At 37.5% G+C, this 24,781-nt stretch carries 22 protein-coding genes and 2 pseudogenes; 12 read left to right on the top strand and 12 right to left on the bottom strand.

The annotated features are described in order from the left end of the window. Position 1 precedes the first annotated feature (1 nt). Positions 2-583, top strand: a complete 582-nt coding sequence (locus tag C502_RS0105155) for a L,D-transpeptidase family protein (RefSeq protein WP_023274561.1) — start codon at positions 2-4, stop codon at positions 581-583. A 73-nt stretch (positions 584-656) separates the two neighbouring features. After that, entirely contained in the window at positions 657-1,520 is an 864-nt protein-coding gene (locus tag C502_RS0105150; protein ID WP_018677779.1) for a hypothetical protein, read from the top strand. A gap of 2 nt (positions 1,521-1,522) precedes the next feature. On the opposite strand, the gene C502_RS0105145 is transcribed toward C502_RS0105150, so the two are convergent. Further along, entirely contained in the window at positions 1,523-2,209 is a 687-nt protein-coding gene (locus C502_RS0105145) for a response regulator (RefSeq protein WP_018677778.1), read from the bottom strand. Between the two features lie 45 nt (positions 2,210-2,254). After that, positions 2,255-3,925, bottom strand: coding sequence for a sensor histidine kinase efflux regulator BaeS (gene baeS, locus C502_RS0105140; protein ID WP_018677777.1), 1,671 nt, complete (start codon positions 3,923-3,925; stop codon positions 2,255-2,257). A gap of 131 nt (positions 3,926-4,056) precedes the next feature. On the opposite strand from baeS, the pseudogene C502_RS18095 reads away from it, so the two are divergent. From C502_RS18095 to C502_RS0105125, 3 genes and pseudogenes are all read left to right on the top strand, one after another. After that, positions 4,057-4,431 (top strand): annotated as a pseudogene (locus C502_RS18095) (heavy-metal resistance). Positions 4,432-4,780: 349 nt separating this feature from the next. Beyond that, positions 4,781-6,583 (top strand): acyl-CoA dehydrogenase C-terminal domain-containing protein, encoded by a 1,803-nt coding sequence (locus C502_RS0105130; RefSeq protein WP_018677775.1) that lies wholly within the window; start codon positions 4,781-4,783, stop codon positions 6,581-6,583. A gap of 222 nt (positions 6,584-6,805) precedes the next feature. Next, positions 6,806-8,587, top strand: coding sequence for an acyl-CoA dehydrogenase C-terminal domain-containing protein (locus C502_RS0105125; protein ID WP_018677774.1), 1,782 nt, complete (start codon positions 6,806-6,808; stop codon positions 8,585-8,587). Positions 8,588-8,646: 59 nt separating this feature from the next. Here the strand turns inward: C502_RS0105125 and C502_RS0105120 are convergent, their stop codons facing one another. Beyond that, positions 8,647-9,060: a hypothetical protein gene (locus C502_RS0105120; protein ID WP_018677773.1), complete on the bottom strand. Its 414-nt coding sequence runs from the start codon at positions 9,058-9,060 to the stop codon at positions 8,647-8,649. Between the two features lie 175 nt (positions 9,061-9,235). On the opposite strand from C502_RS0105120, the gene C502_RS0105115 reads away from it, so the two are divergent. Next, positions 9,236-9,733, top strand: a complete 498-nt coding sequence (locus C502_RS0105115) for a phosphate-starvation-inducible protein PsiE (protein WP_018677772.1) — start codon at positions 9,236-9,238, stop codon at positions 9,731-9,733. A gap of 223 nt (positions 9,734-9,956) precedes the next feature. Here C502_RS0105115 and C502_RS0105110 read toward each other — a convergent pair whose 3' ends face one another. Both C502_RS0105110 and C502_RS0105105 read right to left on the bottom strand, forming a co-directional pair. Further along, entirely contained in the window at positions 9,957-10,319 is a 363-nt protein-coding gene (locus C502_RS0105110; RefSeq protein ID WP_018677771.1) for an RcnB family protein, read from the bottom strand. Positions 10,320-10,471: 152 nt separating this feature from the next. Then, positions 10,472-10,960 carry an RcnB family protein gene (locus tag C502_RS0105105; protein WP_018677770.1) on the bottom strand — a complete coding sequence of 163 codons (489 nt, stop codon included), beginning with the start codon at positions 10,958-10,960 and terminating at the stop codon, positions 10,472-10,474. 180 nt (positions 10,961-11,140) lie between these two features. Between C502_RS0105105 and C502_RS0105100 the strand changes: the two genes are divergently transcribed. Beyond that, positions 11,141-11,578 (top strand): hypothetical protein, encoded by a 438-nt coding sequence (locus C502_RS0105100; RefSeq protein ID WP_023274560.1) that lies wholly within the window; start codon positions 11,141-11,143, stop codon positions 11,576-11,578. Positions 11,579-11,662: 84 nt separating this feature from the next. On the opposite strand, the pseudogene C502_RS18090 reads toward C502_RS0105100, so the two are convergent. The 3 genes and pseudogenes from C502_RS18090 to znuD all read right to left on the bottom strand — a co-directional run bounded on the left by C502_RS18090 (position 11,663) and on the right by znuD (position 16,106). After that, a pseudogene (locus C502_RS18090) lies at positions 11,663-12,471 on the bottom strand (hypothetical protein). Between the two features lie 25 nt (positions 12,472-12,496). After that, positions 12,497-13,960, bottom strand: coding sequence for a phospholipase D family protein (locus C502_RS0105090; RefSeq protein WP_018677766.1), 1,464 nt, complete (start codon positions 13,958-13,960; stop codon positions 12,497-12,499). A gap of 79 nt (positions 13,961-14,039) precedes the next feature. Then, on the bottom strand, positions 14,040-16,106 hold the full coding sequence (gene znuD, locus C502_RS0105085) for a zinc piracy TonB-dependent receptor ZnuD (protein WP_018677765.1): 2,067 nt from the start codon (positions 16,104-16,106) through the stop codon (positions 14,040-14,042). Between the two features lie 135 nt (positions 16,107-16,241). Between znuD and C502_RS0105080 the strand changes: the two genes are divergently transcribed. The 5 genes from C502_RS0105080 to C502_RS0105060 all read left to right on the top strand — a co-directional run bounded on the left by C502_RS0105080 (position 16,242) and on the right by C502_RS0105060 (position 21,138). Next, the gene (locus C502_RS0105080; protein WP_018677764.1) at positions 16,242-17,003 is read left to right on the top strand and encodes a DUF4184 family protein; all 762 of its coding nucleotides are present in this window, start codon (positions 16,242-16,244) and stop codon (positions 17,001-17,003) included. Between the two features lie 151 nt (positions 17,004-17,154). Further along, on the top strand, positions 17,155-18,936 hold the full coding sequence (aspS, locus tag C502_RS0105075; protein ID WP_018677763.1) for an aspartate--tRNA ligase: 1,782 nt from the start codon (positions 17,155-17,157) through the stop codon (positions 18,934-18,936). Positions 18,937-19,062: 126 nt separating this feature from the next. Continuing rightward, on the top strand, positions 19,063-19,284 hold the full coding sequence (locus C502_RS0105070; RefSeq protein ID WP_018677762.1) for a hypothetical protein: 222 nt from the start codon (positions 19,063-19,065) through the stop codon (positions 19,282-19,284). A gap of 5 nt (positions 19,285-19,289) precedes the next feature. Continuing rightward, entirely contained in the window at positions 19,290-20,168 is an 879-nt protein-coding gene (locus C502_RS0105065) for a lysophospholipid acyltransferase family protein (protein ID WP_018677761.1), read from the top strand. Positions 20,169-20,241: 73 nt separating this feature from the next. Continuing rightward, on the top strand, positions 20,242-21,138 hold the full coding sequence (locus C502_RS0105060; protein ID WP_018677760.1) for a glycosyltransferase: 897 nt from the start codon (positions 20,242-20,244) through the stop codon (positions 21,136-21,138). Positions 21,139-21,555: 417 nt separating this feature from the next. On the opposite strand, the gene C502_RS0105055 is transcribed toward C502_RS0105060, so the two are convergent. Genes C502_RS0105055 through rfbC form a run of 4 tightly spaced genes read right to left on the bottom strand, consistent with a single transcriptional unit; the run spans position 21,556 to position 24,759 of the window. Further along, a complete protein-coding gene (locus C502_RS0105055; RefSeq protein ID WP_018677759.1) occupies positions 21,556-22,179 on the bottom strand; it encodes an acetyltransferase in 624 nt (207 codons plus the stop codon). 1 nt (position 22,180) lies between these two features. Continuing rightward, positions 22,181-23,278 (bottom strand): DegT/DnrJ/EryC1/StrS family aminotransferase, encoded by a 1,098-nt coding sequence (locus tag C502_RS0105050; protein WP_018677758.1) that lies wholly within the window; start codon positions 23,276-23,278, stop codon positions 22,181-22,183. Between the two features lie 33 nt (positions 23,279-23,311). Continuing rightward, complete coding sequence (locus C502_RS0105045) at positions 23,312-24,196, bottom strand: hypothetical protein (protein WP_018677757.1); 885 nt, start codon at positions 24,194-24,196, stop codon at positions 23,312-23,314. Continuing rightward, the gene (gene rfbC / locus C502_RS0105040) at positions 24,196-24,759 is read right to left on the bottom strand and encodes a dTDP-4-dehydrorhamnose 3,5-epimerase (protein WP_018677756.1); all 564 of its coding nucleotides are present in this window, start codon (positions 24,757-24,759) and stop codon (positions 24,196-24,198) included. The genes C502_RS0105045 and rfbC overlap by 1 nt, the downstream gene beginning before the upstream one ends. Positions 24,760-24,781: the final 22 nt, after the last annotated feature.

The raw sequence follows: 24,781 nt of genomic DNA, 5'->3' as shown, positions 1-24,781 counted from the left end.
GATGAAACTCAGGTTTGTGGTTGGATTTATAATACTGATTCTTTTCAATGGACTGGCTTTTTATCAGTATGGAAAGTTTCTGCCTACATTCACACCAACACACAAACCTCTTTCAGCACAAGATATACAACGACTCAATCAAACCACACCCGTGACTTCAATTGAAGTGTTTAAAAGCCAACGACTTCTACAATTGAAACATCAAGATGAAGTGATTCGAAGCTATCCGATTCGTTTAGGCTTTAACCCAATCGGGCATAAACAATTTGAAGGTGATGGCAAAACACCTGAGGGAACGTATTCAATCGACTGGCGCAATCCTCAAAGTTCATATTATAAATCGCTACATATTTCCTACCCGAATCAAAACGATCTGGCTTTCGCCAAACAGCAGCATCAATCTACAGGTGGAGATGTCATGATTCATGGAACAGTGCCTACACGGGCAGCATCATTGCCATCAAGTGCAACTTATATACCTCGTAAAGATTGGACTTTGGGGTGTATTGCTGTCACTAATTCAGATATAGATGAAATATGGGCACTCGTCTCCAATCAGACAAAGATCAATATTCACCCATAAATTTTTAAAACTATCCACATTTTCTGTGGATAATATTGTGGTTATCCACAGGATAAAATGAGATTGATAAAAAATGTCCCAACAACAAAGCTATAGTGAATACTTTTATTTCACCATTACCCAAGACAGTGAACAAGATGTTCAACAAATTATTGAACAATATCATTTTGATCGAATGTGTGGCTATGAAGCTTGGAATAAAGGTCAAATCAGTGATGATGGTACACATCAATTTCAGCAGATGTGCATCCGTTTTGATATTGATCCAAATTTAAACAATACAGAGCAAATACAGCATTGGTTTACTTATCTTGAAACCAGCACCAATATATTACAGCTTCCCGCATCATTTCATCGAACTTTGCATTTAGTTACGCATGATAGAAATACGCAAGGTGCAGGATTTCATCTTAATATTGATCTATTACGGGAGCTGAGCGAATTAAATGCTAGGTTTCATTTATATGGTTATTTAGATCAAGATGATGGACACGATTATCCATATGCAAAACCAATCGCAACAATAGAAGAATCAAGACCATGTAGTGAATATGCTTATTTCTGTATTTGGTCTAAATTACCAGCAAAGGAGTTACAACAATTATTTCCTGAATTAACTTTTGAAGTGGGTTTTGATCAAGGACTTAAATTAGAAACCAAACAACAATTAAAACATCGAAATTCATTACTTAAATTATGTTCTCGTTTAAATCGAGAAACAGTAAAACTGAATGAGCATATCAGTGATCTACTCGAACAGTTACAACCTTATCAAAGTACCTTACAGCAGCTCTTTTTTAATCCCCAATATTCACTCGGTATCAGTGCAACTGGGTATGTTGAAAACCCACATCATCGACTCGCCAGCACATCCAATATTCAACAATTGTTTACGCTAGGTTTGAGTTTAGATGTGGATTATTATTTTATTGAATAAACTCAATCATCTGGATATTCAAAACGATAGCCCACACCATAAACGGCTTGAATCCATTCATGACGATTACCTGTTTCGGCAGCATCTGTGATCTTACGGCGTAGGTTTTTGATATGGCTGTCAATCACACGATCGGCCACATCAAAACTATCAGGGTTAATATGATCTAACAGTTGCGCACGTGAATAAACTTGACCGAGATGCTCCAAAAATAATTCCAATAAACGGAATTCAGTTGGCGTTAAAGTTAATGCTTTTTGTTGATACCAAATCCGTTGCTGCGCTTTGTCTATACGAAATAAATCATTTTGATCAGGTTCTGCCTTACGCTCCAAACGGCGTAAAACAGCTTGAACACGAGCAACCAATTCTTTCGGGCTGAAAGGTTTACAAATATAGTCATCTGCACCCATATTTAAACCTAAGACACGATCAATTTCTTCAGTACGTGCAGTCACCATAATAATCGGTAGATCAGATTGCTCACGGACTTTACGGCAGATAGTTAAACCATCCATACGAGGAACCATCAAGTCTAAAATCATGAGACTGGGTTTACGTTGTTGGAACTGAGTATAAGCATCTTGACCATCATGAAACATGCTGACTTCAAAACCAGCTGCTTCTAAATAATCACGAACCAACTGCGCCAGTTCAACTTCATCTTCAACCAACATAATATGTTTCATGGTTTTCATCCTATCCATCATCCTCTAGAAAAGAGGTTCTAAAAGTTATTTGATTGATTTTGGGAAAGTCAGTACACAACGCAATCCGCCCAAAGGTGAATGATCAAAAGTCAGTGAACCACCTAATGCTTGTGCCAATTTACATGACAATGCCAAGCCTAAACCTGTACCGCCTGTACTTCGTGTACGTGAATCATCTACACGATAGAAACGCTCACCCAGATGCGCTAACTGCTCATCACTCACGCCAAATGGACTATCATCGACATACATTATCCATTGTTGCTCATTTTGTTGAGTATGAATCTGTATTTTTCCACCTTGCTCGGTATAGCGAACACAATTGCCCAATAAGTTAACGATAATCTGTTTAAAGCGATCTAAATCCAAAGATAAAACTGTGCCCTCACCAAACAAGTTCACCTCGAGATGATTTTGATCAAAAGTAGGCTTAAAGTTCTCTACTTCCTGCAATACCACATCCCACGGATTGATTTCCGCAAAATAACATTTGAGTTGTTGTGCATCAGCCTGTGCTAAATCTGCTAAATCCTGAGTCAACTTTTTCAAACTTGCGACTTGACGCATCATCGCACTTAAATGCTCAGGTGTCGCCTTACGAATTCCATCTTGCATTGCTTCAATTTGAGCTTGTAAAACAGCCAAAGGGGTTTTCAACTCATGTGAGGTATCCGCGACCCATTGACGGCGCGACTCTTCATGCTGATGTAAAATATCGGCCAAGTTATTAATTTGATTTGATAAATCACCCAATTCATCATTCCGTCGAATCTTCACTTGATGCTGATAATTACCACGTGTAAGTTCTGAGGTTGCATTCAATAGCCATTGAATTGGCTTTTTAAAATAAGTCGCCATCAATAAGGCTGCAACCAAACTTGATAATACAGTAAGTGCATAAACTAAAAGTAGATATCGTTTTTGATTACTAAAAAAATTGATACTTGAGGCATCATCCTGATCTAAAACAGGCTTTAATCCCAAATAACCAACGACCTCTTGGCCCACAATTATTGGTCGATAAGAAATTTGATCTGTTGCAGGTTCCCCCACAATAAATTGATGCTGTTGATCATACAAAGATAGTCTTGAGCTCAAACCTAAACGATCAGGAATAGAAACAAAACGTTTTTTCACATGCTCATTTGAATTGTTTAATTGAGGCTGTTTCTTTTCATCTTTAGGGTCATTTTTCAAACGAAACTGGCTAGGACTCAAAGGAAATCGTAAACCTTCAAAAGGTTGATATTCAGAGGGTAAATTTTGCTTTAAAATTTTTAACTCTTCATCATTAAAAATTTGGCGGTTTTTCATTTCTGTATTATTTTGTGCCAAAGTCGGAGAAAGCGTTAACAAAGTATGATCATTGAAATAACGCTGTTGTAATGCAATATCATATTGTCGACGTAACCACCACTGCGATAAACGATCATAATCATCTGATGCAGCTGTTCCTTCAATTTGTAAAATTTGTGCCTGAATGGCATTACCCCAATCATGATAAACCGTATAAACATTACCTAAATTGGCAATCAGACGATCTAATTTTTGCATTTCGACATCAGCAACATAACGGGCAAAGTTCTTTTGCATCGTCCAATGCAACACACCCAAACTAATGGTGGCAATAACTAAAGTCGTGAGTAATACCGTTAAAAATAAACGTAAGGCTAAGGGCACGCGACGAACATTCAAAAGCGCAATCTCAATAGTGTTCTATTTATGAATTGTAACCAACATGGTCGAAAAAAACTCTCCATTGTTTCTTCATCTTTATTATCTAATCTTTAACCATCAAATCACAACTGCTGACACTGGATAAAACAATGAACAAGACAAAAATCATATTGATGACTACACTGCTCAGTTCTGTTTTAGGTTTAGCTGCCTGTCAGTCAACGATGCCTCCAGAACAATGAATGAAGCATGACCACCGTCATTCAAATATGCAACGTGAGCAACTGACACCTGAACAACGCGCAGAGTGGCAAGCGAAACGCGAACAACGCTCAGAAAAACGTGAACAAATGCGTGAAGAGCATCAAGCACAAAGAGCCCAAATTGAAAAAGCTTGTCAAGGAAAGCGCACTGGTGAACGCGTGAGCATTCAATTGAATAATCGTGTAATAGAAGGCAGTTGTGAAATTCGTTTTACACCTGACCAATCACAGTTCAAACGCCAGACCAACGCTACAACTTAATTCTTTGTTCGACCCACAGGCGCTTTTAAGCGCCTTTTTTATGAATGCTGACAAATATTATGACTCAGTGAAATGATCAACAGACCTCAAAGTCTCATCTGTCCTACACAGCTGCTTACGATTTTTTGCATATTATTACAAGCAGATTCAAGGGAAACTACCTACAATCAATACGCTTATACAGGCAATACGACAATCTTTGACTTCACAGTCACTAAGAAATGACCTGTAATAGCTTGTACCGAACTATAACTTGTTGCACGATTAGCAGTACAAAATGGTGCCATTAGGCACATTTATCATTGACTAAGATTATAACTCTGGTTTAACCAGTATTGAGGAAAATGCTATGCCACAATACAAAGCACCCTTACGTGATATGCAGTTCGTATTGCACGAATTATTAAATGCTGAAGCACATTACGCAACACTTCCTGCATTTCAAGGCACCGTAAGCCGCGAATTGGTTGATCAATATTTAGAAGCAGCGGCTGATTTCTGTGAGAATGAACTTTCTCCTATCAACCAATCAGGCGATCGTGAAGGTTGTACTTGGAATGACGGTGTTGTTACAACACCTACAGGCTTTAAAGAAGCATATCAAAAATATATCGAACTTGGTTTCCCATCTCTTTCTGCTGATGAAGAGTTTGGCGGTCAAGCTTTACCAAACTCTTTAGGGATTGCGATCTCTGAAATGGTGGGTACAGCGAACTGGTCTTGGGGTATGTATCCTGGTCTTTCTCACGGTGCTGTTCGTACGATTGAACATCACGGTTCTGATGAGCAAAAAGCGATTTACATGCCAAACCTTGTTTCAGGTGTTTGGACAGGTACAATGTGCTTAACTGAATCTCATGCAGGTTCAGACTTAGGTATTACCCGAACCAAAGCTGAACCAAATGCTGATGGTAGCTATGCAATTTCTGGCGAGAAAATCTTTATCTCTGCTGGTGAACACGACATGGCTGAAAACATCATCCATATCGTACTTGCTCGTTTACCTGGCGCACCTAAAGGCACTAAAGGTATTTCGCTGTTCATCGTACCGAAATTCCATGTAAATGCAGATGGCTCTATCGGCGAGCGCAATACTGTTCGCTGCGGTTCAATTGAACATAAAATGGGTATCCATGGTAACGCAACTTGTGTCATTAACTTTGACCAAGCAAAAGGTTACTTGATTGGACCTGAAAACCGTGGTTTGAACTGCATGTTCACATTCATGAACACTGCACGTATTGGTACTGCTGTTCAAGGTCTTGCTGCGTCTGAAGGTTCGTTCCAAGGTGCATTAGCATATGCGAAAGACCGTTTAGCAATGCGTTCACTTTCAGGCCCTAAAGCACCTGAAAAAGAAGCAGACCCAATTATTGTTCACCCTGCTGTTCGTAACATGCTTTTAACTCAAAAAGCATTTGCTGAAGGTGGTCGTGCGCTGGTTTACTTACTTGCTCAATATGCAGATGTCGTTGAAAAAGGCGAAACTGAAGAAGAGCGTAAGTTTGCTGACAACATCTTGTCTGTGTTAACACCTATTGCTAAAGCGTTCTTGACTGAAACTGGTTATGAATCTGCAAACCACGGTGTGCAAGTATTTGGTGGTCACGGATTCATTTCTGAGCACGGTATGGAGCAAATCGTACGTGATACACGTATTGCTTGCTTATACGAAGGTACAACTGAAATCCAAGCACTTGACTTGTTAGGTCGTAAAGTATTGCAAACTCAAGGTGCAATGTTGAAAGACTTCACCAAGATCATCCATAAATTTGTTGAAGCAAACAAAGACAATGCTGCAATGCAAGAGTTCCTTGCACCATTGGCTGCTGCAAACAAAGAATGGGGCGATATCACGATGCAAATCGGTATGCGTGCAATGCAAAACCCTGATGAAGTTGGCGCAGCTGCGGTTGACTACATGTACTTCTCTGGTTATGTAACACTTGCATTCCTATGGGCACGTATGGCACTTGTTGCTCAAGAGAAATTGGCTGAAGGTACAACTGAGGTTGACTTCTACAATGCGAAAGTAGCGACTGCTCGCTTCTACTTCAAGAAGATCTTGCCACGTATTCGTTCGCACGTAGATGTACTTTCAACTGGCGTTGCGCCATTGTTTGAACTTGATGCAGAACATTTCGCTTTCTAAACATAGTTTAGAATGAGATGCAACGTTCATCACAAAAAAAGGACTGGTCAGTTTTGACCGTCCTTTTTTTGTTGAAGCAAGGTAAAATTTATATTATTTAACACATCTAAAATCCCCCTAAATCCCCCTTTAAAGGGGGACTACACAAATCTGATAAAATCATAAATTCGTGTGGTCCCCCTCTTTAAAAAAAGGGGTTAGGGAGATTAAAAGGAAACGATTATGCCAATTTACAACGCACCTTTAGCAGATATGAAATTCATCTTAAATGATGTATTTAAAGCTGAACAATTTTGGCAGTCTAATGAGAATCTTGCTCATGTAGATGCTGCAACTGCTGAAGCAATTTTAGAAGAAATGGCTAAATTTGCTCAAAACGTAACTCACCCACTTAACCGTACTGGTGATGAAGAAGGTGCACGTTGGGTTAACGGTGAAGTTTTCACACCTGCAGGTTTCAAAGAAGCATTCCGTCAATATGCCGAAGGTGGTTGGATTGGCTTAGGTGCTGATGAGGAATGGGGCGGTCAAGCAATGCCAAAAATGCTGACTGTTCTTTCTGATGAAATGTTGTTCGCAACCAATCCATCATTCATGCTCTACCCGCTTCTTTCTGTCGGTGCTGGTATGGCGTTAAATAGCTATGCATCACAAGAGCAAAAAGAAACGTATTTACCAAAAATCTATTCTGGTGAATGGTCAGGTACGATGTGCTTAACAGAGCCACATGCAGGTACAGATTTAGGTATTATCAAAACTAAAGCTGAACCAAATGAAGATGGTACATATAACATTACAGGTACTAAAATCTTCATCACAGGTGGTGATCACGACCTCGCTGAAAACATCATTCACTTGGTTCTTGCAAAAACTCCTGATGCGCCTGCAGGTTCACGTGGTATTTCTTTATTCATCGTTCCGAAATACATTGTAAATGCAGATGGTTCTTTAGGTGAGCGTAACCCTGCTGGTCCTGGTTCAATTGAACACAAAATGGGGATCAAAGCATCTGCAACTTGTGTGATGAATTTTGATGCTGCAAAAGGTTACCTCGTTGGAAAAGAAAACGAAGGTCTTGCAGCAATGTTCGTGATGATGAACTATGAACGTTTATCAATGGGTATCCAAGGTCTTGGTGCTTCTGAATTTGCTTACCAAAATGCAGCACAATATGCGACTGATCGTTTACAAGGTCGTAGTGCTTCTGGTGTTCAATCGCCAAGCAAACCTGCGGATAGCATCTTAGTTCATGGTGATGTACGTCGTATGTTGTTAAATGCACGTGCGAACAATGAAGCATCTCGTGCATTTGCAGTCTATGTTGGTCAGCAACTCGATATCACTAAATTCTCTACTGATGCAGAAGCAGTGAAGAAAGCCAATGACCGCGTTGCACTGTTAACGCCGATTGCAAAAGCTTACCTCACGGATACTGCATTCCAAGCAACTTTAGATGCGCAAATGGTATTTGGTGGTCACGGTTATATTCGTGAATGGGGTATGGAACAGTGCATCCGTGATCTTCGTATTTCTCAAATTTACGAAGGAACAAACGGCGTTCAATCTCAAGACTTAATTGGTCGTAAAACCATTAAATGTGGTGGTGCTTTCATCGCTGAATATATCACTGAGATCCGTGATTTTGCCAATGCATTAGACACTGACTTAAACTTCATTAAAGATGCAACTTTAGATGCTGCAACTGAAATCGAAGCAATTACTCAATTCATCATTGAACAAGCGGCTGAAAATGTAGAATTCCCGAACTCGACTGCAGTAGATTACTTAAGCGCAGTTGGCTTACTTAGCTTCAGCTATATGTTCGCGAAAATTGCTGCTGCTGCAAAAGACAAGTCTGGCGATTTCTACCAAAACAAACTTGCTTTGGCACAGTACTTCGTTGACCGTATTTTGCCAGAACTTGATTCTCGCCTTGCGAAGATCAAATCAGGTTCTGACTTAATCATGAACTTCAGCGAAGACTATTTTACAAATCAAGCTTAATTCATTAAGTACAAAAGAGCGCCTGAATATTCAGGCGTTTTTTTATATTAATTATAAATTTAATATTCAGAAGATCCATCAGGGCTATGTTTAAATAGATCAGGTAGCTGAGCATTTTCATTAAATAAATCACCTTTGAATATCTTGACCACCTCAATTTGTCCTATAATTTGCTGATTGAATTCATTTAGCCGCTCTGCTGGAATCCAAAGCTCTTGACAAAAATCATCCCCAACAACATGTACTTCAAATTGTGCTAAATACGCATCATCCAATTCAAACCGCGTAACATAGCCAATATAACCACTCGCTTGATCTTGAGTATTCCAATCTAAAGCAATTTTTTCCGCATATTTTTGATTTAATACAGGATAAAAAATAGGTTGCCAGTACAAGCGCGGTGGAAATTGTTTAAATTGACTTTTTTCAATGAGTTGATATTCAAATAGACCAATAGGTCGATATAAAAACATGATTTGTTCCTATTTATTTAATTTTTAGTTAAACTCTTATAATAGCAACGAAAATTATGCACAAGCGAAATTCAAAAATATTTCAGCTTTAACTTAGATTGTAGTTATTTCAATACTTATTGCGCATGAAATTTGCTGTATATTTTCGTTATTGTTCTGAGATTTTTTAATCTATATGTCAAATTCCAAAGATAAACTTGAGAACCTACAACGCCTGTTTGATCGTTTAGGTCATTATGCCGTAGAAGCCTTTCATTATTTAGCCCTGTTTATTATCGGCTGTATGGTCGCTTGGTCAGCAGTGCATACTGTCATTGAAATTTTGACCGTCAAACAGTACGCCACGATTGATGACATTCTATTGTTATTCATCTATTTAGAATTGGGTGCAATGGTTGGTATCTACTTTAAAACCAATCACATGCCCGTACGCTTTCTCATCTATGTGGCAATTACCGCACTAACTCGTTTACTGATTGCTGATATTCAACACAACCATAAAGCCTCTATGGATTTGGTCATCATTACAGGCTCTATTCTGATCTTAGCTTTGGCAATTTGGGTGGTACGTTTTGCTTCATGGAACTACCCTTCTGTTATCCGAGGTAAAGACCATGAACAACAACTTCCTGCAAATAAAACACCAAGACCACAAGATGATGAGCTAGCATAAATAAAAAAGCAGGCGAGATGCCTAATGCTGCTCAGTTAAGCGTAATTTCATTATTACGGATTGATAAATCTCCCCTAACCCCTCTTTGAAAAGAGGGGAACGCCATTGAATTTCGAAATCGCCTTCCTTTGAAAAAGGTGAGAAGTTTCGCTTCGTAAGGGGGAGATTAAAAATGCTTAACTGACTGGCGTTAAGGTGAGATGCCTGTTTTTTATTACTTAGTTTAAGCCACTCTCAACACGCGATATTTCGAGTCGACTAAAACATATTTACCTTGTACCTGCATCCAGTTATAGCCACGCGGTGGTTCATACAAACGGTGAGTCCGATAGTTAGAAATCACATAGCGGTTACTACGGAATTCTGACGGTAAACGCTCGCCACGTTTAAGGCTGATACGTTGACCATAATGATGACCACGGTCGCCATTCGACCAACGTGGTTGTTCACGATGATCGTAACGGTGCTCATAGCGGTTATCATAGCGATCTTTATGATCTTGATTCCAACGATTTGAATCTGCCATTGCTGAAGCAGATACACCAAGTATCATCGTTGATACCAATAACACGACTGTCTTCTTCATTGTTTAATCCTCTGTTTTTCGATCTAAAATTAGATTAAGAAAAACTCAAGGAGAAAGCATGAATAAAACCCACGACATTGCAAAGCTTTGTAATGAAAACCAAGAAATTATGGAGATTTAAATGCAGGGTAAATTTAAAAATTCATTTAAAATCAGCGAATAATTTCAATCCTAAAATTATCATCTGTCACTAAAAGATAACGACCATCAACGATCACCCAGTGCCGACCTCTTGGTGGTTCACGCAATGAATATGAATCCCAATCTCGAATCACATAACGCTCACTTCGAAATTCACTAGGTAACTCATTTCCAACCACAAAAGACTCACGGCGATAGCTATGCTCATATTGAGTTTCGGGATAGTACTCAATACGAACACCTGGCCGATGGCTCGGATAAGGATAATAATTATTTTGATTCGGTTGATAATAATAGCCTTTCGGCGGTGCAGTCGGCGTGTAGCGCTGATTTGAAAATGCAAAAGGATCTTGTGCGGGTGGCTGATAAGTAGGTGTTTGGGGATATGAACGTCGTTCGACACCACTATACCCTCCCCATGCATTATCGGCATAACTCATGATAGGGAGATAGCCCAAAAGACCTGCCAAGCCATAAATATACAATTTAGATTGCTTCATCCTTATCGCCCTAGGAATCAGAGTATTTTTATATTTTAGAATAAAAACCAAGCATGACTGTTGTAATAATATTTTTTCAGATCAATTGTTCTTTTCCCTCGACCGATTACATCGGCATATACATCCAAAGAGATATGTTAAAATAACTTTTTTGGTTTTGAGACAACATCTGTGGCTGAAATGAATTTTGATCGTCTTTATCAATTCTTCTGTAAAGTACCAAGTGTGCAAGAGGCTCGTATCGTTGCACATGGTACAGATGGTCAACATGCGTGGTGGTTTAAATTTAATATTGATGTTGCTCACCCACTTGCATGGCAAACCGTTCAAGAACTTGGTCATGTGCTCAACTATTTGTCCACCAATGAACGCTTACCTACTCAATTTTTCCCAGTTTCACCACCGCCCTATATGAATGGCGAAGCAAAAGACTTTTTAGCTTGGGTGATTCAATGCAACCATCCAGAGTTCAATCCTGATGTGGTCTGCGATTGGTTGGAAGCACGACTGCCAACACCTGTTGAAGATGAAAGTCAGTGGAAAATTAAAACAGATTTAAGTGAACTGGATCAGATGGCAGATAAAGACTTAGATCAGTTGATTCCACCCAATCCTTAATTTTTTTATTGATGATATTTTTTCAATCAGCTTAATACGGAGCAAACATCCCAATTAAGCTTTTTGAAATCAATTTAGTAATGATTACAGATCGTAATCTAAATACTCTTGTGGCGACTCTGAATAAGGCAAAATCAGATAGTTATTTTTTAAAATTAGGGCTTTCATTGCCTTTTGATGAGATGAATCTAAAGGATAAATTACAGCGAGATCCTGAATTAAATCTTCAATTTTATCCGCTTTAAAGTCTGATGTTTTAATCCATCCCAATAAAGATGCGCCTAGCCCTATAAACTCAAAACCATAATGCTGCATCTGCTGAATGATCGCAAAGTTTTCAAATACGTCAAAATCACACGAAAAATAGCCATTCGGCATCATCGCTAATTTAAGTGCTTCTGTTTCTATATTTGCGACTTTAACCGCAATTTCGCTATCTATTGAAATCAATAAATGTTGATTAAAATAAACCAATGCCTCTAAATCATTCTCATCATAATGCTGCATTTTGCCAGCTAGGCTTTCAAAGCTTCGCTGATGGTCTAGATGACTCAGTTGTTGAACATGATGCTGAAACACTAACGGCGTGACAATATTACTTTCAATCAGATGACTCTCTCGACTGCCAATATCTTCGATTCCTTGAAAATATAGGCTATCGTCAAAATAAAGTTTATCACCCAATTGAGCATGCATAGAAGTATATTGGGCTTGCGCTGATCATCCAAAACCAAAAACACTTTTTTAGGATGAACGTCCTGTTTAAGGAAGAGATAGCTTTCCAAGAGTTCTGCCCAACTTTGAATTTCAACAATATCTGCATAATGATTAAATTGATGCACATCTAAATCAATCTGCTCATCCTGTCTAATATTTAGTTTAATTTTCGCCATTGCGTAGAATCCTATTGATGCTGAATTAAAAAGTCGATAAACCCGACCATTCCATAAAGCGATAGAGCCAGTATTTCACTTTTGACTCATCCGCATATTTTGCATAATCAACCGTAATTTGGCGTCGATGTGCATTTGTCCAAGCCGCATCAAAATACTGTCCTGCATCTTTAAAAACTGGTGCTTGCGCTGAACCTAACACACGCATATCAGTTTCAAGATTATAGTTTTTCAGATTCCTTGCAGTTAAGTTGGCTGAACCTAAAATAATCTCAGCTTGCTGTGCATTGTATTTAAATAGCATCTTACTATGGCACTGTTCACCACGCGTATCACACCAACGAATCGGAATGCCGACGGCATTGAGTTCTGATGCCACCTGGCGGTTTGGAATACCATTCTTTTGACGACCAAACGCATCTTTGTTCGGGTCAATCATGATGCGAATATTCACTCCACGCTGTTTTGCTTGTTTTAATGCCGCAATAATATTTCGCTCAGATAGATAGAACATTGCCATGTCCAAATGTTCTTCACGTTTTGCAGATTGGATCATGTTCAACACAGCATCATAAATCGCTTTTTCAGTCAGTACCTGAACTTGTGGCAAGCTTTTATCTTCAGCCAATCCCCCCATAATCACAAATGGGCTAGAGCCTTGTGACATATTGGCAACGGTTTGCTCTGTTTGCAGAACATCAATTGCTGTTGGCCCATCGACGACTAGTGCTACATTGCTATGATGTGAACTCCCATCATGTGGATTGGCTGAGGTGACCAAACTCTTCCAACCCTGAGCAGTATCTACCACCAAGGTTTTGCGATGATTGGCTTTAAAATTGAACAATTCCAAATAACTACGCAAAGTCACCTTGTCATTTCCAAAAGGATTACTTAGCCAACCCCCTTCAGGATTATTGCCTAAATTTTGACAGCAGATATACCAAAAACCCGACCACAATGGATTTGAAGCACGCAAAGGTTTTAAATCAGTTTCAATGACATCTACGCCTGCTTGGCGAAGTTGGCGATAGTGCTGAGGCGTTATACCACCATAAACCGAATTAATTGGATCGGTAATCACCACAATTTGAACTGTCGGATAAAGCTTCCGTTTCAAAATCAGTGCATCTGTTAATTGCTGCGTCAATGGAAATTGCTTAACCTTAGATGCACCCACTTCCTGATTAAATAAGAACATATCCAACACAATCGTGGTCTGTGCTTCATCAATCAATTGAAAAATTTCTTTGAAAATGTGTTGATCAACTTGCTGTTGACCTTGTGCATCAAGATAGGTCTGATCTGCCAAAAATTTCACATTGGCATGGCGAAGTTGCCCCGTAAAATCCAGTCCTTTTGGGAGTGGTTTTACAGTATGGTAAATTGCCGAAGCAATATACCCAATCGCAAAAATACTCAATATGACTGCCATGTAACGTCGACCTGACCAGTTTAATTTTTGATGAATTCTTTGGAAGATACGCATATAAACAGAAAAAGCCCTAGCCTAATGGACTAAGGCTAGAGCTTATACTTTGATTTTTCAATAAGATTTGAGTGACAAATTAGAAACTAAAGTTCACACCAACGGTAAAATTACGTCCAACTTGTGGAATCGTCGATAAGAACGATGCATGTTGATAAACTTGATCATCTAACAAATTATTGGCATTGAGGAATACACGATAATCACCAACATTACTGTAATTACCTAAATACGCCACACCCAAATTCAACATGTTATAACTTTGTGTATCTGTTTCATAAGCTGCAATCTTGTCTTGTTGAAAAACATGATAGTACTCAGCCGAACCACTAAAACCATCACCAAAGTCTGCATTCACTTTCGTACCTAAACGTCCCGCTGGTACACGTGGTGCATTTTCATTGTCGATCTTGCCGCGTACATAGTCACCAAATGCACTGAGTTTATAAATCGAAGAGACTTGATAACCCACTTCTGCTTCAGCACCGTAGAATTTAGCTTTATCCTGAGCATACTGAACCAAACGGAAATCTTTATAACGATCTAAAGTTTGTGCATAGATGTAGTCGTCAAACCAGTTATGGTAGACATGCACATGATAATCCAACTTCTCATCATCATAATGGAAGCCAAGTTCGATATTGTTTGACTGCTCTTTTTTCAACTGATCATTACCTAGCTCATAGGTATTAGTCGCAAAATGTCCACCATTGGCATATAACTCTTGTGCTAAAGGTAAACGCTCTTGGTGTGACGTAACCAAAGAAAGTTTGTAGTTCGGTGCAAACTCCCAATTGGCTGCACCTGAAATAGAAAAGGCTGAACCATCGAAATCTTTTTTCGTTGCATCATCAATATCAATTTTCTGCTGTTCTGCCCGAGCGGCTAATTCAACATGGACATGATTAAATTGCGCATGTTCTAATGCAAACATGCTCCATTTTTTAGTGGTGTTTGGTGCCAAGAATGCTTCTTCACCTGTGAGTTTTAATTTTTGTTGTCCGTATTGTGTGCCAATCACCCCTTCCCATACACCCAGTGGCTTATGTACCAACTCTAGGCGTCCATCGTAACCTTTATTTTTAAAACGAGTCGCGATGGTCTCTTCTTCGATTTCATCATGTTGATAATCGGTATAACTGGCTTGTGCACGTAAAGTTTTAAAACCTGCAAATGGGTTGTCCAGTTCTGTACGAACATCATAACGCTCCGATTTTAAATCAATCCAAGGACCTGCATCATGTGCATGCTCATGTTCCTCGTGGTCATGATCATGTCCATCATCAGGGTCGTGATCACCACAATGTAAATGTGGTCTACCACTCAAATGTGCATCGCAGCTTTCATATTCATGGCTATGTCCAGGCAGACCATATTGATCTTGACGGTTGCTATATGAAATACCCGTAAAACCACGATCGTAAATCCACGATAAACCCACATTGACCGTCTGGCCTTTGGCAAAGGTATTATCAACTCGACGTTCTTTTTCACCTTCATGGAAATAATCAGGTGCAATATAATCATTGGCTTCACGTTTGAGACCTTCAACACGTAACGCCACTTGATCACCTAAACCGACTGTGACACCTGCACTCGCAAGCTTTTCATCACTGCCCGTGTTGTAACGTAAACCAACATTACCCTCATAACCATTTTCTGGCATCTGTGTCGGAATTTTGCTGTCTGTGACATTAACCAAACCGCCAACCGTTCCAGCACCATACAGTAAAGTGGATGGCCCTTGAATAATCTCAATTTTCTTCGCCAATAATGGATCAACAGTCACAGCATGATCAGGAGATAATGTTGAGACATCAATATTTTCAGAGGCATTTTGTAAAACTTTAACTCGGGCACCATCTTGTCCACGAATGACAGGTCGACTTGAGCCAGCGCCAAACTGATTGGTATGTACACCCATCTCACCGCTCAAAGCATCTCCTAAAGTTACACTTCTTTCAGCTAAATCCTTTTGTTCAATTACATGATCTGCCACAGCAAAATCAGCAGCATTACGCTCTAATGGATGAGCTTTAATTTCAATCGTGGCAAGTTGTTGAACCTTTGCTTGTTCTTCTGCAAAGGTAGCGCTACTGGCTATTGCTAGAATAGATAAAGTCAAAATATTTTTAGAAAATGACATGCCATGTCTCAAATTAGTTTAAACATTATTGTTATATTATAACATTTCAATTATTTTGCAATAAAAAATATCTCAACAAAAAACATTTGCTACACTGTTTATCCATTCTGTTAATGACCTGAATACTTCAAGGATATGCCTTTTACGCTTTCCCATGCGGTACTTGCACCGCCCTTATCCAAATTAAGTAAAGGTCAGTTACCTATTGCTGCCTTGGCGATTGGTTGTATGACACCTGATTTATATCGCTTATTGGTTAAAACTGAAATTCATCTTAATCATCAATGGCAAGGGCTGTTCTATCCTGATTTATTTGTAGGGCTATTTTTCTGCTTGTTATGGTATGGCCTATATCGCCCCACGCTTTTTAAAATATTGGTTCTATCCCATCCACTCCCCATATTTCATTTTTATTCTTTTCTCAGCTTTAGTCTGAAAGTCTGTTTTGCCATTTTACTGGGGACCACCACACATATCATTTGGGATGGTCTCACTCATCTAGATTTTAGAACTTTCGCTTTTCATGAATTTCTAGCCCAATCAGTGACATTGGGTCCATATAACTCCCCCATGCATCGTATTTTACAAATTGGTTCTTCCATCCTTGCCTTGCCAGTTGTCCTCTGGATGTATCTTCAATTCTTTTTAAAATACCGACTGAACATAGCGCTCAACAGAAAAGTTAAGAGTTTATCAATCCTATTGTTTAGCCTAACCTTTATATGTGGATTATTGTCTTATTTTATGCAGCTATCCACCTTTCCCATACATTTATCAACAGATTTATATATGTGGATTGGCTTTTTTATGAAGACCTTTACACAAGGTGCAATCATCAGTTTTAGCTTTGGCTGTATGATCTTTTTATATTTCACACGAAAATGCAACTCAACCTAATTATTAAACAGCTGTGACTGCAAATTTTGGAGTTTCCTAGTCTTACCCTTGTAGCATTTTATACAACAAGGCATAATCTCCCTTTCATTGGTGGTGCGCTGTTTACGCATTCACCGTCTACAGCCAATATAGTTTGGATATATAATTCAATATGATGCGCACTCATTACTGTGGCTCTTTAACTGAAGCCCAAATCGATCAAACAGTGACTCTATGCGGTTGGGTTCACCGTCGCCGTGACCATGGCGGTGTAATTTTCCTCGATATGCGTGACCGTGATGGTTTAGTACAAGTCGTTATCGACCCAGATACACCAGAAGCATTTGCAACTGCGGATAAATCACGTTCTGAGTTTGTATTAAAAATTACAGGTCGTGTTCGTCGTCGCTATGAAGGCACAGAAAATACCAACATCGTCAGTGGTCAAATCGAAGTTTTAGGTAAAGAAATCGAAGTTCTTGCCGCTTCAGAAACACCACCATTCCCACTGAATGATGAAAATACCAATATTTCTGAAGAAATTCGTTTGAAATATCGTTTCTTGGACATTCGTCGTCAAGAAATGCTCGATCGTTTACGTTTCCGTTCTAAGTTAACCAACCTCATTCGTAACTATTTCGAAGACAATGGTTTCTTAGATGTAGAAACACCGATTTTGACACGTGCAACTCCTGAAGGTGCCCGTGACTATTTAGTTCCAAGCCGTGTTTCGAATGGTAGCTTCTATGCACTGCCACAATCACCACAATTGTTCAAACAATTGCTTATGGTGGGTGGTATTGACCGTTACTATCAAATTGCTAAATGTTTCCGTGACGAAGATTTACGTGCGGATCGTCAACCTGAATTTACCCAAATCGACGTTGAAACATCGTTCATGAGTGACGATGACATCATGGATTTAATGGAAGTTTTAACAGTGAAGATGTTCGATGAACTTCTTGGTGTTAAATTTGATAAATTCGAACGTATGACCTATGCAGATGCAATGCGTGATTATGCATCTGATAAGCCAGATATGCGTATTCCATTGAAACTGATCGACGTTGCAGATTTGATGCAAGAGGTTGAATTCAAAGTATTCGCTGGTCCTGCTAAAGATCCTAAAGGTCGTATCGTTGCTTTACGTGTACCAGGCGCAGGCGCATTACCACGTAGTGCAATTGATGAATATACCAAATTCGTAGGCATCTACGGTGCAAAAGGCTTGGCGTATATCAAAGTCAATGAACTTGAAAAAGGCATCGAAGGTCTTCAATCACCAATCGTTAAATTCATCGAACCAATCGTACTTGATCTACTCAAACGTGTTGGTGCTGAAAATGGCGACATCGTGTTCTTTGGTGCAGATAAAGCCAAGATCGTAAATGATGCAATGGGTGCACTTCGTGTCAAGATTGGTCATGACTTGAATCTTTCAACATGTGAGTGGGCGCCACTGTGGGTTGTTGACTTCCCAATGTTTGAAGAAACAGATGATGGCAAATGGACGTCTGTTCATCACCCATTTACACTACCAAAATCAACTGTTGAAGAAGTGAAGAATAACCCTGGTGCTGCGTTATCTGTTGCTTACGATATGGTATTGAATGGTACAGAAGTTGGTGGTGGTTCATTACGTATCTATAATTTAGAAATGCAAAAAGCCATTTTTGAAGCACTTGGTATTGGTGAAGAAGAAGCTGAAGAAAAATTCAGTTTCCTACTCAATGCATTACGTTATGGTGCGCCTCCACACGGTGGTTTAGCATTCGGTTTAGATCGTCTTGTCATGTTAATGACAGGTGCATCTTCAATTCGTGATGTGATTGCATTCCCGAAAACCAAGACTGCTGAATGTCCATTGACACAAGCACCTGCACCAGTTGAAGCAAATCAATTACGTGACTTAGGCATTCGTTTACGCGAGAAAGCAAAAGCTGAAGAAAAGTAATTTTTTCAACTTATTGCTGAATAAGACCCTGCTCAATGCAGGGTTTTTTATATTACATGGTTTTACTTTGCGATCATGTTGTGTAATGGCATAATAGGCTGCTTTTTTTATTGAGAGGTCAGTCTTATGGCAATGCGTCCTAATGTACGTCGACACACGATTGTAATTATTGTGTTTTCACTTGCTCAATGGTTTTTCATGCGTTATATCTTGGCAAATGAGCTCTTTAATATTACCACCAACCAACGCATTTTATATTTCTGCATAAGTAGTCTCGCTGGTGCGTTACTCATTTTTGTAGCACTGATTTATATGGTGCTCAAAGGCAATGCCGATCAAAAAGATTAATCTAAATGTCATTTTACGTTAGCTTACTTCGTATTTTACCTTTAGCATTTTTGCGCAGTATTGCAAAAGTGGCAGCATATTTTATTAATCAAAACCCTAATAAAAGTATGCTTTGGAAAACCAGAGTCAATATTGGTTTGGCTTACCCTGAACTGAGTCAAGAACAAAAAGAACGACTTGCTCGAGAAAGTGTGACTAAGCAATGCTTGAGCTATGTTGAATCTGGAAAATGCTGGGCAATGCCGCCTGAATGGAGCATTGAACAGATTCACACCGTACATCACTTAAAAGTCTTAACGGATGCATTGAACAATCCCAAAGGTGCGCTGATCATTACTCCTCACCTTGGTACATGGGAAATGATGAATGCATGGGTCAATCAATATGGTACACCAACCATTATGTATAAACCGATGAAAGACAGTGGATTTAATGCTTTTGCGTTACATGCTCGCCAAAGACTGAATGCAACCTTAGTGCCAACCGATGCTAATGGTGTCAAAGCTTTATTTAAGAACCTAAAACAAGGTGGATTTAGCGTTATTTTACCTGATCATGTTCCTCAGCCTTCGGGCGGAGTGATTGTTCCTTTTTTTGGAATTCCGTGTTTAACCAGTACCCTTGCCAGTAAAATGGCACAAAAAACGCAATGTCGTCTTGTCGGTTTAAGTTGTTTCCGCCGTGAAGATGGTGAAGGTTTTGATGTGTATTGTGATGATCTCAATGATCCTCAACTCTATGATCGTGATATCGAAATCGCAACAACAGCACTCAACAAAGCCGTTGAGAACATGATCAACCGTTTCCCAACTGAATATATGTGGGGGTATAAGCGGTTTAAAAATAATACAGATGACTTATATTTAAAAAGTTATTCTTCTTAATTAATTAGGATTTATTTTATACTTGACTAGAACAAAATTTCTTACCTCAAGTTAAATTTTTGGATATTTCTTTATGTTTGTTAGTATAATAATACCAAGTTATAATCACGCCCTTTATTTACAAGAACGCATAGAAAGTATTTTAAATCAAAGCTTTCAGAATTTTGAAATGATTATCTTAGATGATAAATCCCCTGATGATAGTCACAAAATTATTAAAAAATATGAAAATCACCCCAAAGTCAGCCATTGTATTATTAATAAAAAAAATTCAGGTTCTACATTTTTCCAATGGAATAAGGGCTTAGAACTCGCAAAAGGCGAGTTAATCTGGATTGCGGAATCCGATGATATTGCAGATCATGAGTTTTTAGCTACATTAGTTCCACAGTTTGAAAAAAATCCTCAACTGGTCTTAGCTTACAGTCAATCCTATAGAATGAATGCAACTGGAGAAATTACAGGCACATGGAAAAGCCAAACAGACCCACTTGATCTTGAATATTTTAATCAAGATTTCACCCAAGATGGCTTACACTATATTGAAAGGTTTTTATGCCATGAAAATACTATTCCCAATGCCAGTGCTGTGTTATTTAAAAAGGATACATACATAAAAGTTGGAGGAGCAGTTACTAGTTTGAAATATATTGGAGATTGGGATATATGGACAAAAATTGTAACTAATGGAGATATTTATTTTAATTCAGAACCACTTAATTATTTCCGTTATCACGATAAGAGTGTTATTGCTCAAGTTCAAGAAAACTTGAACCACAAAAAATTTGATCTTGAAGAACAGTTAATTATTTTTAGAAAAAATATTATTAATAGCCTAAAAAACAACAAAGATAAAACACCAATAACAAATATTAAGAAATTCTACACAAATAAATTAAATATTAGCTATAAAAAAATTATTAAAGAGAGTTATAGAAAAAAAATAAAGCTCAAGCTAATATATATATAGAAGAATTTAAAAACAACATAACAATATTTACTTTATTAAGGTTTAATATTAAATGGTGGCTTTATCGTATACTATATAAAATCAAAAACCTTATAAAGTAGAATAGATCTCTTTCATAAATCAAAAAATGATCATCTTTTTGATTTATATTTGTACCGCAGATTTCCTAGTATTCGTGCATAATCTGTGTATGAAATATCTAGACTCAAAAAATCTTTCTGATTCTCAGTTTAGGCATTATACAGGCATATCTCGTTCAACATTTTCTCTAATGGTTGAACAAATGCCGATGTAAATTTCACCTAAAGGTAGACTAGCATAAACTATGCCTTGAAGAGGCTTTGTGCAACAAAGGCACCTATAACTAATGAAAGAATAACAGATTATATTTTGAATTTAGCCTACTAATATCATACTCTAGTATTCTTTAAAATTTTTTGCAGGATTGCCAATTACTATTTTATTATTAGATATATCTTTCGTAACTACAGCCCCCATACCAATCATCGCACCATTATTGATATGGAGCTTTTCTCTAACAGCAGCATTAGTACCAATTTCTACTAATTTTCCAACTTCAATATTTCCTGAAAGTGCAACATTTGGTGCAATCGTGACGTAATCTTTTATTATAACATCATGGCTAATAGTAGTATTGATATTAATAATTACATGATTACCAACTTTAATATCCAATGTTAGAATTGAACCAGCGCCAATTATAACACCTTCCCCTAAATTCACATTTTCACCAATTAATGCAGTAGGATCAACTAAAGTTGCAAAATTCTTTACCTTTTTTAACACATTATTAATTATTTTTTCTCTAGCTCTTGGATTCCCTATACCTAAGATAAAATCACAATCCAAGTATTTTTCATATGATTCAACCAAACCCAATACAGGCACTTCATTGAAAACCAAGTTCTGCTTTTCAATAGTATCATCTAAAAAACCAACAATTTTTCTATTACATCTTCTTGCAAGCCAAGCAACTTCTCTTCCCATGCCTCCAGCTCCGATGATTATTAATTTATTCATTTTATCCCTCTATGATTATATCAATGATTTTTTGGCAAATATTCATTTCTAAATTTGGGTATAATGGAATACACAAAACTGATTTTGCTAAATCGCTAGCATTTGGAGTAAATGAATTATATTTACTATAAATTTCAAAATCACTAATTAAAGGATAAAAATATTTACGAGCAATAACTCCTTTTGATTTTAATTTCTCAAACAATTGATCTCTACTTAAAGAATATTCAGAAGTTACTATTATTGGAAAATATGAATAATTATCTTGAGAAACAAATCCTCTATTAATACATTGAACTCCTTTAATATTATTTATAGCATTCCTATAAAACGAGTCAATTTTCTCTCTTTGAGATAATATAACAGGAAAAGACTTTAATTGAAGCAACCCCATTGCCGAATGTATTTCACTTAGCTTCCCATTCAAACCAATTTCATAAATCGTATCTTCGTCAACAATACCAAAATTTTTAAGTTGAACCAACCTTTCTTTCATTGCTTTAGTATGGCAGATTACTGCACCACCTTCAAAAGTATTGAAAACTTTTGTAGCATGAAAACTAACTACACTTAGATCACCAAATTCAAGTATACTTTTATTATTGATATTAACACCAAATGCATGCGCTGAATCATAAATTACTTTAAGATTATATTTCTCAGCCAAAACCTCTATCTCTTTTACATTGCAAGGTATACCATAGCAATGCACTGCCAAGATCGCGACAGTCTTATCTGTAATCTTGGCTTCTATCTCAGAAACATTAATGTTTGGTGAATAAGGTTCAATATCAACAAATACTGGTTCTAAATTATTCCACAATATTGCATGAGCTGTTGCTACAAAACTATAAGGCGTAGTAATAACTTGCCCTTCACTCAAATTTAAGGCTTGAATTGCCGTAATTAATGCATTCGTTCCATTATTAAATAATGTAACATATGGAACATTCAAATAATTTTCAAGCTGTTTTTCCAACTCTAAGTGCAATGGACCACCATTAGTTAATATTTTATTTTCCCATATCTTTTCAAGATAAGGAATAAAATCTTTTAAATCAGGAAGATATGGTTGTGTTACATATATAAAATCATTCATACTAAAACTATACCTAATAAATATAATCGCAATTTATTTAAAATGACTTAACATTTCATTTAAACATTCTTTCACCGACTCAACACACATAGAATCAGATGCTTTTAATTTATCCACTAGGTCTTGTCGAGTATTAGAAGCCCAGTTAAGCTGGTCTTGATCAAACCCATAAGATAAACCAAATCTATCAGAGGTATCCGAATACCAGTTATTCACTGAAACACCTTCATCTGGTACAATTATAGACTCACATCCACAAAGAACTGCAAAATGAGAATATGCGGTATAAGGATCATATGAAATAAATCTTTTTGCGCGCCTAAAAATATCTGCAATCTCTTTATGATTTTTATTATCTAGGCAAATACTATCATTGGAGTGTACAATCTTTTTCCCCCCTCCCTTTCTTACCATATGACATGACTCTATATCCTTTGTATTTATTATATTCTCAAAATATATATCAAATGGGGTATATTTAACATTTAAAATTAAGTTAGATAGCGTGGAATTATGCTCTACCTTATAAAAGAATCCTGATGAGTATCTATAATATAGTTCATTTTCACCATAATTAATTTCACCAGTAAAATATCCAGGATTATGTAAAAACCACCGTACAACTCGGTTAATTCTTAATGGATTACCACTCACAATTTCAGGGTAAATAACTATACAACTCGACTTATTTGGAAAAAAAAATTTACGCCAAATAGGTGTATTCCATTCACCATGTAAATTAAATTCCTTTTTTTTAAAAATATTCTTTATATCATGCCTAAGACCGAATTTACGATGTGGTACAAGATATGCTTTATGGCATGTTGCCTCATTAATTAAATGACATAATCTATGTAAGGCAATCACACCACCAGAGTTTTCATTATAAGGGTAGCAATAAATGAAGATATGCATCATTATTTCTTCTTAAATATATCAAATAACTCTGCTAGCTGATCTTTATCACTCAATCTCAACTCAATACCCTCTTCAAGCTTCCAATCAATAGCCAAGGTTTCATCATTCCAAATAATGCTACGTTCACATTCTTTAGAATAGTAATCAGTTGTTTTGTACAGAAATTGCGTATTATCTTCTAATGCAATAAAACCATGAGCGAAACCAGCAGGAATCCAAAATTGTTTATGATTCTGCTCTGTCAACTCAACTCCAACCCATTGCCCAAATGTACTAGAATCTTTCCGAATATCAACAGCTACATCCCAAGCCCGACCTTGAACTACTCGAACTAATTTCCCTTGTGCATGAGGAGCAATTTGATAATGTAATCCCCTCAATACACCTTTATTAGAAAAAGAATGATTATCTTGAACAAAATTTGGTACTGGCTGGTTTCGATCTAATAATGCAGCTTCAAATTTTTGCTGATTAAAACTTTCCATAAACCAGCCACGATCGTCTTCAAATATCGCTGGCTCTATAATTAATAAACCTTGAATCTTTGTTTCAACAATATTCATCTTTTAAACCTAAAATAAAAAA

It is taken from the genome of Acinetobacter tjernbergiae DSM 14971 = CIP 107465, assembly GCF_000374425.1.
Taxonomy (GTDB): Bacteria; Pseudomonadota; Gammaproteobacteria; order Pseudomonadales; family Moraxellaceae; genus Acinetobacter; species Acinetobacter tjernbergiae.
Note: the sequence above shows the minus strand (reverse complement) of the source record. Positions and strands in the feature narration are given on the sequence as shown.

What these genes read in the sequence shown, in the direction of transcription:
- C502_RS0105155 (WP_023274561.1), top strand. Translation starts at nt 2, where the DNA reads ATGAAACTCAGGTTTGTGGTTGGATTTATAATACTGATTCTTTTCAAT.
- C502_RS0105090 (WP_018677766.1), bottom strand. Translation starts at nt 13,960, where the DNA reads ATGCGTATCTTCCAAAGAATTCATCAAAAATTAAACTGGTCAGGTCGA.
- C502_RS0105130 (WP_018677775.1), top strand. Translation starts at nt 4,781, where the DNA reads ATGCCACAATACAAAGCACCCTTACGTGATATGCAGTTCGTATTGCAC.
- C502_RS0105105 (WP_018677770.1), bottom strand. Translation starts at nt 10,960, where the DNA reads ATGAAGCAATCTAAATTGTATATTTATGGCTTGGCAGGTCTTTTGGGC.
- C502_RS0105070 (WP_018677762.1), top strand. Translation starts at nt 19,063, where the DNA reads ATGGCAATGCGTCCTAATGTACGTCGACACACGATTGTAATTATTGTG.
- aspS (WP_018677763.1), top strand. Translation starts at nt 17,155, where the DNA reads ATGATGCGCACTCATTACTGTGGCTCTTTAACTGAAGCCCAAATCGAT.
- C502_RS0105055 (WP_018677759.1), bottom strand. Translation starts at nt 22,179, where the DNA reads ATGAATAAATTAATAATCATCGGAGCTGGAGGCATGGGAAGAGAAGTT.
- C502_RS0105125 (WP_018677774.1), top strand. Translation starts at nt 6,806, where the DNA reads ATGCCAATTTACAACGCACCTTTAGCAGATATGAAATTCATCTTAAAT.
- C502_RS0105100 (WP_023274560.1), top strand. Translation starts at nt 11,141, where the DNA reads ATGAATTTTGATCGTCTTTATCAATTCTTCTGTAAAGTACCAAGTGTG.
- C502_RS0105115 (WP_018677772.1), top strand. Translation starts at nt 9,236, where the DNA reads ATGTCAAATTCCAAAGATAAACTTGAGAACCTACAACGCCTGTTTGAT.
- C502_RS0105045 (WP_018677757.1), bottom strand. Translation starts at nt 24,196, where the DNA reads ATGATGCATATCTTCATTTATTGCTACCCTTATAATGAAAACTCTGGT.
- C502_RS0105120 (WP_018677773.1), bottom strand. Translation starts at nt 9,060, where the DNA reads ATGTTTTTATATCGACCTATTGGTCTATTTGAATATCAACTCATTGAA.
- C502_RS0105065 (WP_018677761.1), top strand. Translation starts at nt 19,290, where the DNA reads ATGTCATTTTACGTTAGCTTACTTCGTATTTTACCTTTAGCATTTTTG.
- C502_RS0105060 (WP_018677760.1), top strand. Translation starts at nt 20,242, where the DNA reads ATGTTTGTTAGTATAATAATACCAAGTTATAATCACGCCCTTTATTTA.
- C502_RS0105110 (WP_018677771.1), bottom strand. Translation starts at nt 10,319, where the DNA reads ATGAAGAAGACAGTCGTGTTATTGGTATCAACGATGATACTTGGTGTA.
- rfbC (WP_018677756.1), bottom strand. Translation starts at nt 24,759, where the DNA reads ATGAATATTGTTGAAACAAAGATTCAAGGTTTATTAATTATAGAGCCA.
- C502_RS0105050 (WP_018677758.1), bottom strand. Translation starts at nt 23,278, where the DNA reads ATGAATGATTTTATATATGTAACACAACCATATCTTCCTGATTTAAAA.
- C502_RS0105150 (WP_018677779.1), top strand. Translation starts at nt 657, where the DNA reads ATGTCCCAACAACAAAGCTATAGTGAATACTTTTATTTCACCATTACC.
- znuD (WP_018677765.1), bottom strand. Translation starts at nt 16,106, where the DNA reads ATGTCATTTTCTAAAAATATTTTGACTTTATCTATTCTAGCAATAGCC.
- C502_RS0105080 (WP_018677764.1), top strand. Translation starts at nt 16,242, where the DNA reads ATGCCTTTTACGCTTTCCCATGCGGTACTTGCACCGCCCTTATCCAAA.
- C502_RS0105145 (WP_018677778.1), bottom strand. Translation starts at nt 2,209, where the DNA reads ATGAAACATATTATGTTGGTTGAAGATGAAGTTGAACTGGCGCAGTTG.